Below are 9,739 nucleotides of genomic sequence, written 5' to 3'. Positions count from 1 at the left end.
TCAGACCGCCAGCCGGCGGGACACGGTGCTCTCGGCGGCGGACCGGGCCTCGCCGTGGCCGGAGACGGCTGCGAGGAAGTCGTCGCGCGTGATGGTGCGGACGACGGTGTCGTCGACGGCGGTGATCGTGGCCGTCCTGGGCACGTCGCGCAGCAGGGCGATCTCGCCGAAGTACTCGCCCGGGCCCTCGCGCCGCAGCACACGGCCCTCCTGTGTGACCTCCACCAGGCCGGACTCGATGACGAAGAAGTCGTCGCCCGCGTCGCCCTCGCGCATGAGGACGGCCCCTGCGGAGAACTGCTGCTCGACCGCCCCACGCGCCAGCGAGTCCTGCGCGGCCGGCGACAGGGGAGCGAAGATGTCGACGCCTCGGATGAGCTCGAGCGCCGCCGGTGCGCGGAGCCTGACGTCGAGGGCGAGCAGCTTCGGAAGCATCAGCAGGGTCACGACGGCGACCGGCACGGAGATGACCATCAGGGCCCACTCGAGGCCCAGCCACTCGAGCAGTCCTGGCATCACGACCGCGCCGAGCGCCATCGCGGCGATGGCGGCGGACTCGAGGGCTCCGAACACCCGGCCGAGCACCTCGTCGGGCGCGAGGCGCTGCATGATCGTGTCGAGGTTGACGTCGACCATCGGGTTGCCGATGCCGACGAGCGCGATCGCGATGTAGCACGCAGCCGGGACAGACCAGGCCGAGACGAGCAGCAAGGGGAGCGACCAGAGCAGCACGCCCACCGCGAGGTCGCCGGCGAGGCGTTCCTTGGACGCTCGGCTGATCGCGTAGAAGCCGCCGAGGATGCAGCCGATCCCGAAGACCGAGTTGAGGTAGCCCACCCCGCTCTCGCCGGAGTCCAGCACCTCGGCGGCCATGGCCACCAGGATCACCATCAGGGCGCCGGCGACGATCGTCTGGACGCAGACGGCGATCGTCACCAGGAGCAGGCCGGAGTCGGAGCCGATCGTGCGGAACCCGGCCGCGGTCTCGCTCAGGAAGCTCGGTTCGTCGGCCTCCGGTTCCTCGGGCGAGGCCTCGGGCGCGTCGGCCTCCGGCGCGGCCGGCACCCGGACGCCGGCGACGAGCGCCATCGACCACAGGAACGTGGCGACCTCGACCAGGAACACACCTTGGACGGTGGTGAACTCGAGCAGCAGGCCGCCGAGCGCGGGTCCGGCGAAGAAGGCGAGCGAGTCGATCGTGCTGGCGGTGCCGTTGGCGGCCGTCAGCTCCTCGGGCCGCTCGGCCAGGCTCGGCAGGATGGCGCGCTGGGCCACGAGGAACGGCGACGCGAGCAACGACGTGAGGGTCGCCAGGACGTAGACGGGGGCGGCCGGGGCGTCGGCGTAAAGGAGGATCGCCGACCCGGTCACGAGCACCGCGCGGATCAGGTCCGCGAGGATCATCACGCGCTTGCGCGGCCACCGGTCGGCGAGCAGGGCGCCGAAGGGCGCGGTGACCGCCATCAACGTGTAGCGGATGGCCATCCAGATGCCGACCGCCGTGGCGCCGCCGGCCTGGTAGGCGAAGATCGCCACCGCGATGGCGTAGGCACCGTCGCCGATCGCCGAGCCGACGAACGCGAGCTGGATGCGGCGGATGTTGCGGTTCCGGAGGACGTGCCCGAGGGACGTCCGCAAGCCACCGGCGGCCTCGCCGGCCGCCGCGGAGGTCTCCTCCGCAGGTACGTCGTCGGTCACGCCGGCCATGGAGCAACCGTCCCGTCTCTCGTAGAGCCAGTCCGACGATATGCCCGGCCGCCAGCGGGTGTACCCCGAATCGCGGAGATGGGCGGCGCGGCCGCTTGTGTCCGGCTGACCCGCGCGACACAGTGAGGCATGCCCGGCTTCAGGACCGTCCGCGAGCTCCGTCGTGCGGCGCTGGGCCAGGACGCGCTGCTGTTCTGCCTGGCGTTCACGGTGGGCGCCGTCGCGTACGCCGTGGTGCGGGCCGTCTCCGAGGCCGTGGGCGACGGCGACCGGAGCGACTACTGGTCCATCAGCATGTCCGACGGCCTGATCCTCAGCGGGCTGGCCGTCGGCGAGCTGTTCGTGCTCTGGAACAACGGCTACCGGCAGGGAGTGCGTGGCCACAGCATCGGGAAGCACCGCTGCGGCATCGCGGTCGTCGACGTCGGTGACGGCGCCCCGACCGGTCCCGTCCGCGGACTGCTCCGTGGCCTGGTGATGGTGCTCCTGCTCGACCTCGCCGCGGCCGCCATCCCGATCGGCCTGCCCACCGTCCTGCGCGAGGGCACACCGGAGAGCTGGCACGTCGGGGGAGCGGCGTACGTCGCGCTCCTGGTGCTGGTCGTCCCGCTCCTGCTGCCCACCGACCGCGGGGTCGCGGACCGGCTCCTGCGCACCTCCGTGGTCCGGGCGGAAGGGCTCGACGCCACGACCCGTCCGGAGCGGCGTCGCGCGCTGGTCGTGCTCGATGCGCTCGGCGTCGCCGGCGTGCTCACCGTCGCCGCCACCTACGTCGCGTTCTACTGGCCGTTGCTCTGGCAGTTCCCGGACCTGATCTGACGCGATTCCTCTCGACATCATGTATCTTGATGTCAAGAGACTTTCCCGGCCACCGGTAAGGCGGACCTGATCTGGCGCGGAACATCGCCGCTCGGCAGGATGGGTCCGACAGCGCGAAGGAGATCCAGATGCCCGTCGACAGCTTCAACGCCAAGGACACCCTGCAGGTCGGGGACGACTCGTTCGACTTCTATCGGCTCGACAAGGTTACCGGCGACGGACTCGACGTCGACTCGCTCCCGTACAGCCTGAAGGTCCTGCTGGAGTGCCTGCTGCGCACCGAGGACGGCGCCGACATCACCAAGGCCGACATCGAGGCCCTCGCCGGCTGGGACGCGAACGCGGAGCCGAGCAAGGAGATCCAGTTCACGCCGGCGCGCGTGATCATGCAGGACTTCACCGGCGTGCCCTGCGTCGTCGACCTCGCCACGATGCGGGAGGCCATGGCAGACCTCGGCGGCGACGCGACCAAGATCAACCCGCTCGCGCCGGCCGAGATGGTCATCGACCACTCGGTCATCGCCGACGTGTTCGGCTCGCCCGAAGCGTTCCAGCGCAACGTCGAGATCGAGTACGAGCGCAACCACGAGCGCTACCAGTTCCTGCGCTGGGGCCAGGGCGCGTTCGACGACTTCAAGGTCGTGCCGCCCGGAACGGGCATCGTCCACCAGGTCAACATCGAGCACCTCGCCCGCGTCGTGTTCACCCGCGAGGCCGACCCTTCGACAGGCTCAGGCACCGAAAAGAGACTGGTCGCCTACCCGGACTCCTGCGTCGGCACCGACTCGCACACGACGATGGTCAACGGCCTGGGCGTCGTCGGCTGGGGCGTCGGCGGCATCGAGGCCGAGGCCGCGATGCTCGGCCAGCCGATCAGCATGCTGATCCCGCGGGTCGTGGGCTTCAAGCTGAGCGGCGAGCTGCCCGAGGGCGCCACCGCCACCGACCTCGTCCTGACGATCACCGAGATGCTCCGCGAGCACGGCGTCGTCGGCAAGTTCGTCGAGTTCTACGGCGACGGCGTGAGCGCCGTGCCGCTGGCCAACCGCGCCACGATCGGCAACATGAGCCCGGAGTACGGCTCCACCATCGCGGTCTTCCCGATCGACGAGGAGACCACCAAGTACATGAAGTTCACCGGCCGCAGCGAGGAGCAGATCGCGCTCGTCGAGGCCTACGCCAAGGCCCAGGGCCTGTGGCACGACCCGAGCCGCGAGCCGCGCTTCTCCGAGTACCTCGAGCTCGACCTCGGCCAGGTCGTCCCGTCCATCGCCGGCCCCAAGCGCCCGCAGGACCGTGTCTCGCTGTCCGACGCGAAGCAGTCGTTCCGCGGCGCGCTCACCAACTACGTCGAGCACGCCAACGAGCCGGTCTCCGGCGCCTACGACGAGGCCCTGGAGGAGTCGTTCCCCGCGTCCGACGCCCCGGCGGCCCACGACGGTGTCCACGGCCAGACGCCGGCGGTCGACTACCTCTCCTGCGCCCCCAAGGACGGCGGGCGCGCCAGCAACCCGCAGCACGTCACGCTCGAGGACGGCACGGAGTTCGAGCTCGACCACGGCGCCGTGACCATCGCGGCCATCACGTCGTGCACGAACACGTCGAACCCGTCGGTGATGATCGGCGCCGCCCTGCTGGCGAAGAACGCGGTCGAGAAGGGCCTCACCCGCAAGCCGTGGGTCAAGACCACGCTGGCGCCCGGCTCGAAGGTCGTCTCCGACTACTACGAGAAGTCCGGCCTGACGCCGTACCTCGACAAGCTCGGCTTCAACCTCGTCGGCTACGGCTGCACCACGTGCATCGGGAACTCCGGCCCGCTGATCCCCGAGGTCAGCGCGGCGGTCAACGAGGGCGACCTCGCCGTGGTGTCGGTGCTCTCCGGCAACCGCAACTTCGAGGGCCGCATCAACCCGGACATCAAGATGAACTACCTGGCGTCGCCGCCACTGGTCGTCGCGTACGCCCTCGCCGGCTCGATGGACGTCGACCTGCTGAACGAGCCGCTCGGCCAGGACCAGGACGGCAACGACGTCTTCATGAAGGACATCTGGCCGTCGCCGGCGGAGGTCGAGGACGTCATCGCCGCGTCGATGGACCCGGAGACGTTCACCAAGGAGTACGCCGACGTGTTCGCCGGCGGCGAGCAGTGGCAGGCGCTCGAGACGCCCGAGGGCGACACGTTCGCCTGGGACGAGAGCTCCACCTACGTCCGCAAGGCGCCGTACTTCGACGGCATGCAGCACGAGCCGGCGCCGGTCGAGGACGTCACCGGAGCCCGCGTGCTGCTGAAGCTGGGCGACTCCGTCACCACCGACCACATCTCCCCGGCCGGCGCCATCAAGAAGGACAGCCCGGCCGGCAAGTACCTCAGCGAGCACGGCGTCGAGTCGCGTGACTTCAACTCCTACGGCTCGCGCCGCGGCAACCACGAGGTGATGATCCGCGGCACGTTCGCCAACATCCGTCTGCGCAACCAGCTGGCCGAGGGCACTGAGGGCGGGTTCACCCGCGACCTCCTGGGTGACGGCGAGGTGACCACGGTGTTCGAGGCCTCGGAGAAGTACCTCGAGGCCGGTGTCCCGCTGGTCGTCCTGGCCGGCAAGGAGTACGGCTCCGGCTCGTCCCGCGACTGGGCCGCCAAGGGCACCGCGCTGCTGGGCGTCAAGGTCGTCATCGCCGAGTCGTACGAGCGCATCCACCGCTCGAACCTGATCGGCATGGGCGTGCTGCCGCTGCAGTTCCCCGAGGGCGAGAACGCCGAGTCGCTGGGCCTCACCGGCGAGGAGACGTTCGACGTCACGGGCATCACGGCGCTGAACGACGGCGAGACCCCGCGGACGGTGCACGTGAAGGCCGGCGACGTCGAGTTCGACGCGGTCGTCCGCATCGACACCCCCGGCGAGGCGAACTACTACCGCAACGGCGGCATCATGCCGTACGTGCTCCGCTCGCTGCTCTGAGCATCAGGCCGGTGGCGGCTGCGGCGCCGGCGGCACGACCGGGTCGGTCGGCGGGATCGTGAGGTCCGCCGACACCTCGGTGATGCCGTTCGCCGTGGGCGTGAGCGACGGCTCCACCCAACGGACGGCGATGATCGCCACGCCGACGAGGGAGGCGAGCAGGAGGCCGATCCAGGCCGACGCGAGGTGGTGGCCGACGAGGAAACCGGCCACGGGCGGCCCCGCGACGGACGCGAGCTGGAAGCCGGCCGACGTGACGGCGTTGTAGCGGCCGCGCAGGTGGTCCGGGGCCATGTCGTTGACCATGGCCGGGATGGTGGGCTGCAGCAGCGTCTCGCCGAGCGCGAACACGCCCGCCGCGGCCGACAGGAGCAGTGCGGCCAGGATCGTGCCGGGCACCAGCGACGTGCTGGCCAGGACCAGCCAGCACACGCCCCAGACCGCGCTCATGACGAGCACGACCCGCGTGCGGCGGTGGCCCTCGATGCGCTGCAGCACGACGAGCTGCAGGAGCACGATCACGAGCGTGTTGGTGGCGAACGACCACCCGAGCGCCCGCGTGGAGACCTCGCTGACGGCGCGCGCGTAGGCCGGGAGCCCGGCGTTGAGCTGTGCATACCCGACGAACGCGGACGCGAACGACAGGACCACGAGCGGCAGCACCGCGCGGTGGCGGAGCAGCGCGAGGTAGGACACGGAGGGCGTCGCGTGGTCGTGGTGGACGGTCACGGGGGCGCCCGCGTGGCGCAGCGGCCCGAGCATCAGCACCAGCGCCGGCAGGTAGCTGGCGGCCTCGACGACGTACATCGTCTGGAACGTGCTCACGCGGTCGACGTCGGCGAACAGTCCGCCGATGATGCCGCCGATGCCGATCCCGAGGTTCAGCAGGGCGAAGTTCATGCCGAAGTACCGCTGCCGGATGCCTGACGGCACCACGGACGCGACCATCGACTGCGACGCGGGCCAGGTGAGCCCGAAGCTCGCCCCGACGAGGGACAGACCGACGGCCGAGACGGGCACGGTGGTGGCGAACGCCATCACCAGCTCGCCGACGCACGCCATGGACAGGCAGAGCATCAGGGCGCGCCGCGGCCCGAACCGGTCGATCAGGATGCCTCCGGGCACGGTGATGAGGAACCCGGCGAGCGGCAGCAGCGACATCAGCAGGCCGACGGTGTCCAGCGCGAAGCCGCGGACCTCGTGCAGGTAGACCACCCAGAACGGCAGCACGAGGCCGGTGCCGATGCACTGCACGCCGACGACGGAGAGCAGGTACTTGCCCTCGCGCGGCAGATCGGTCCAGAACTCGCGCAGCGCGGGACGGTCGGTCGTGCTCACCGGACCATCTTCACGGGCGGCACCGACACATCCGTGGGCAGACCCACCCATGTCGCCGGGGCCCAGGATGGGTGGATCGCCCGATGTCGGGCGGGCGGCACCGTTCCTAGCGTCAGTGGCCTCATCCTCTGGAGGTCATCATGTCCGTCGAGCACGTCGAAACCCTGATCATCGGAGCCGGCCACGCAGGCCTGGCCACCGCGCACCACCTGCAGAAGAGCTCCCGCTCCTGCCTCGTCGTCGATGCGCACGAGCGCATCGGCGACGGCTGGCGTCACCAGTGGGACACGCTCAAGCTCTACAGCCCGGCGAAGTACGACGGGCTGCCCGGGATGCCGTTCCCGGCGCCGCCGTGGTCCTTCCCCGGCAAGGACGAGGTCGCTGCCTACCTGGAGGCGTACGCGCACCAGCTCGACGTCCCGGTGCGGCTCGGCACGCGGGTGGACCGGGTCGCCGCCCACGGCGACGGCTACGTCACGACCTGCGGGGACGACACGATCTTCTCCGACAACGTCGTCGTCGCGACAGGAACACTCGGCGGCACGCCGGCGATCCCCGACTTCGCCGACGAGCTCGACCCGATGATCATGCAGCTGCACTCCAGCACGTACCGCCGTCCGGCCCAGCTGCAGGACGGGCCGGTCCTCGTGGTCGGCGGGTCGCACTCCGGCGCCGACATCGCCTATGAGGTCGCGACGGACCATCGGACCATCCTGTGCGGTCGTGACCCCGGGCAGATCCCCGTGCGACTCGAGTCGCCGATGTTCAAGGTGGTCTTCCCGGCGCTGCTTTTCATGTTCGGGCACGTGCTGAGCCGCAGGACGCCGATCGGCCGCAAGGAGATGGACGAGGTCCGTCACCACGGGGGCCCGATGCTGCGCGTGAAGCGGTCGGACCTGCTCGACCGCGGGGTCGAGCGCGTGCACGAGCGCGTCGTGGGGGTCGAGGACGGGAAGCCGGTGCTCGCCGACGGCCGAGTCCTCGACGTCGCCAACGTCATCTGGTGCACGGGGTTCCGGCACGACCTCTCCTGGCTCGAGCCCGACGTCCTGCAGCCTGATGGCTGGCCCAGGGAGCTGCGCGGCGTCGTCGACGAGGCGCCCGGGCTCTACTTCTGCGGACTCGCGTTCCAGAGCTCGGGAGCTTCGATGTTCATCGCGGGCAAGGATCGCGACACCGGCTACGTGGCGAAGCGGATCGTCCAGCGGATGGCTGGGTCGCGCTCCGCGGCCAGGGTCGGTTGAGGCCGTTTCGGGCGTAACCTTCGCTCAGGAGGTTGCGGTGAACGTCGTCGACCAGCTCATCCGGGGACGGGAGGCCTACGGCCGCCAGGAGTGGCAGTCGGCCCGTGACCGGCTCGCCGCACCCGACCTCGGCGAGCTGGAGACGGACGACCTCAGGGCCCTGGCCACCGCGGCGTTCCTCGTCGGCGACACGGAGACGAGCATGCGTGCCCTCGAGCGCGCGTTCCATCGGCACGAGGAGGGGGACGAGCCTCTGGCCGCCGCACGGGACGCCCTGCTGCTGACGATGATCCTGGACGTGTCCGGCCACGCGGCTGCGAGCGGCGGATGGATGGCGCGGGCCACCCGGCTGCTCGAGGGGGAGCCGGACTGCGCCGAGCATGGCTTCCTCCAGATGAACGAGATGCTCCAGCACGTCTTCGGTGGTCGCCCCGCCGAGGCCGTCGAGCTGGCCGCGACGGTCGTGGAAGCCGGCCGCCGACACCGCGAGCCGGACCTCGTCGCGATGGGGCTCGTCGTCCAGGGGCGCATGGCGATCTACCAGAGCCGCGTCAAGGAGGGCCTCGCGCTGCTGGACGAGGCGATGCTCGGCGTGGTGTCGGGCGACGTCTCGCCGATCATGTCGGGACGCATCTACTGCACGATGATCGACGCGTGCCAGGAGCTCGACGACGTCCGGCGCATGACGGACTGGACACGTCTGCTCTCCACCTGGTGCGAGGCGCAGGAGGGCCTGGTGCCGTTCACCGGCCAGGCAGCCGTGCATCGCGCCCAGATCATGCGGTCGCAGGGTGCGTGGGAGGACGCCCTGGACGAGCTGGCCCTCGCCGAGGAGCGGTACACGGTGCAGGGGTTGGGCGGGTCGGCGCTCGGCGAGGTCGAGCTCGAGCGTGCCGGCCTGCTGCGGCTGCGCGGGGACCTCGACGACGCCGCCGCTGCGTACGCGGCCGCGGACGAGCTCGGCCACGACCCACAGCCCGGCCTGACGCTGCTGTGGCTCGCGCAGGGGCGCGTCGACGCCACGGTGGCAGCGGCCCGGCGGATGCTCGACGACTACCAAAACCCGGTGCGACGGAGCCAGGTGCTGCCCGTCGTCGTCCAGGTGTTCCTCGCGGCAGGTGACGTGGACGCAGCGTCGTCGGCCGCGGAGGAGCTCGAGCAGATCGCAGCGGCCTTCGGCTCGCCGATCGTCACGGCGTCCGCGGCGTACGCCAGGGGGTCCGTGTGTCTCGCCCAAGGGTCGGCACCGGACGGGCTGCCCCACCTCCGTGCTGCATGGCGGACCTGGCTGGACCTGGGCGCTCGGTACGAGGCGGCGTGGGCCCGCACGCGAATCGCGCAGGCCTTCCGGGCCATGGACGACGAGGACTCGGCCGCGGCCGAGCTCACCGTGGCCGGACGGATCTTCACCGAGCTGGGGGCCGAGCCAGCGCGACGCGAGGTGGAGCGCCTGCTCGGGACCACGCGGCCGGACGGCCTCACCGCACGGGAGATCGAGGTGCTGCGGCTGGTCGCGTCCGGCCGCTCGAACCCGCAGATCGCAGCGGAGCTGTTCCTCAGCGAGAAGACGGTCGCCCGGCACCTCAGCAACATCTTCGGAAAGACCGACGTCAAGTCGCGCACCGAGGCGGCGGCCTATGCGTTCCAGCACCAGCTCGTCTGAGGCCAGAC

Annotated in this window: 6 protein-coding genes; 4 read left to right on the top strand and 2 right to left on the bottom strand. The window is 70.8% G+C overall.

What is annotated here, in order from left to right; genetic code table 11:
* On the bottom strand, nt 1–1,707 hold the full coding sequence (locus FHP06_RS02940; RefSeq protein ID WP_147683586.1) for an MFS transporter: 1,707 nt from the start codon (nt 1,705–1,707) through the stop codon (nt 1–3).
* 129 nt (nt 1,708–1,836) lie between these two features.
* Between FHP06_RS02940 and FHP06_RS02935 the strand changes: the two genes are divergently transcribed.
* Together FHP06_RS02935 and FHP06_RS02930 are read left to right on the top strand one after the other, a co-directional pair.
* On the top strand, nt 1,837–2,526 hold the full coding sequence (locus FHP06_RS02935) for an RDD family protein (RefSeq protein WP_147683584.1): 690 nt from the start codon (nt 1,837–1,839) through the stop codon (nt 2,524–2,526).
* 128 nt (nt 2,527–2,654) lie between these two features.
* Nucleotides 2,655–5,486: an aconitate hydratase gene (locus FHP06_RS02930; RefSeq protein ID WP_147683583.1), complete on the top strand. Its 2,832-nt coding sequence runs from the start codon at nt 2,655–2,657 to the stop codon at nt 5,484–5,486.
* A 3-nt stretch (nt 5,487–5,489) separates the two neighbouring features.
* On the opposite strand, the gene FHP06_RS02925 is transcribed toward FHP06_RS02930, so the two are convergent.
* Nucleotides 5,490–6,824 carry an MFS transporter gene (locus FHP06_RS02925; RefSeq protein ID WP_147683580.1) on the bottom strand — a complete coding sequence of 445 codons (1,335 nt, stop codon included), beginning with the start codon at nt 6,822–6,824 and terminating at the stop codon, nt 5,490–5,492.
* 140 nt (nt 6,825–6,964) lie between these two features.
* On the opposite strand from FHP06_RS02925, the gene FHP06_RS02920 reads away from it, so the two are divergent.
* Both FHP06_RS02920 and FHP06_RS02915 read left to right on the top strand, forming a co-directional pair.
* On the top strand, nt 6,965–8,068 hold the full coding sequence (locus FHP06_RS02920; protein WP_147683578.1) for a flavin-containing monooxygenase: 1,104 nt from the start codon (nt 6,965–6,967) through the stop codon (nt 8,066–8,068).
* 37 nt (nt 8,069–8,105) lie between these two features.
* Nucleotides 8,106–9,731 (top strand): helix-turn-helix transcriptional regulator, encoded by a 1,626-nt coding sequence (locus tag FHP06_RS02915; protein WP_147683577.1) that lies wholly within the window; start codon nt 8,106–8,108, stop codon nt 9,729–9,731.
* Nucleotides 9,732–9,739: the final 8 nt, after the last annotated feature.

Source organism: Aeromicrobium terrae (assembly GCF_008039565.1).
GTDB classification, from domain to species: Bacteria; Actinomycetota; Actinomycetes; order Propionibacteriales; family Nocardioidaceae; genus Aeromicrobium; species Aeromicrobium terrae.
Note: the sequence above shows the minus strand (reverse complement) of the source record. Positions and strands in the feature narration are given on the sequence as shown.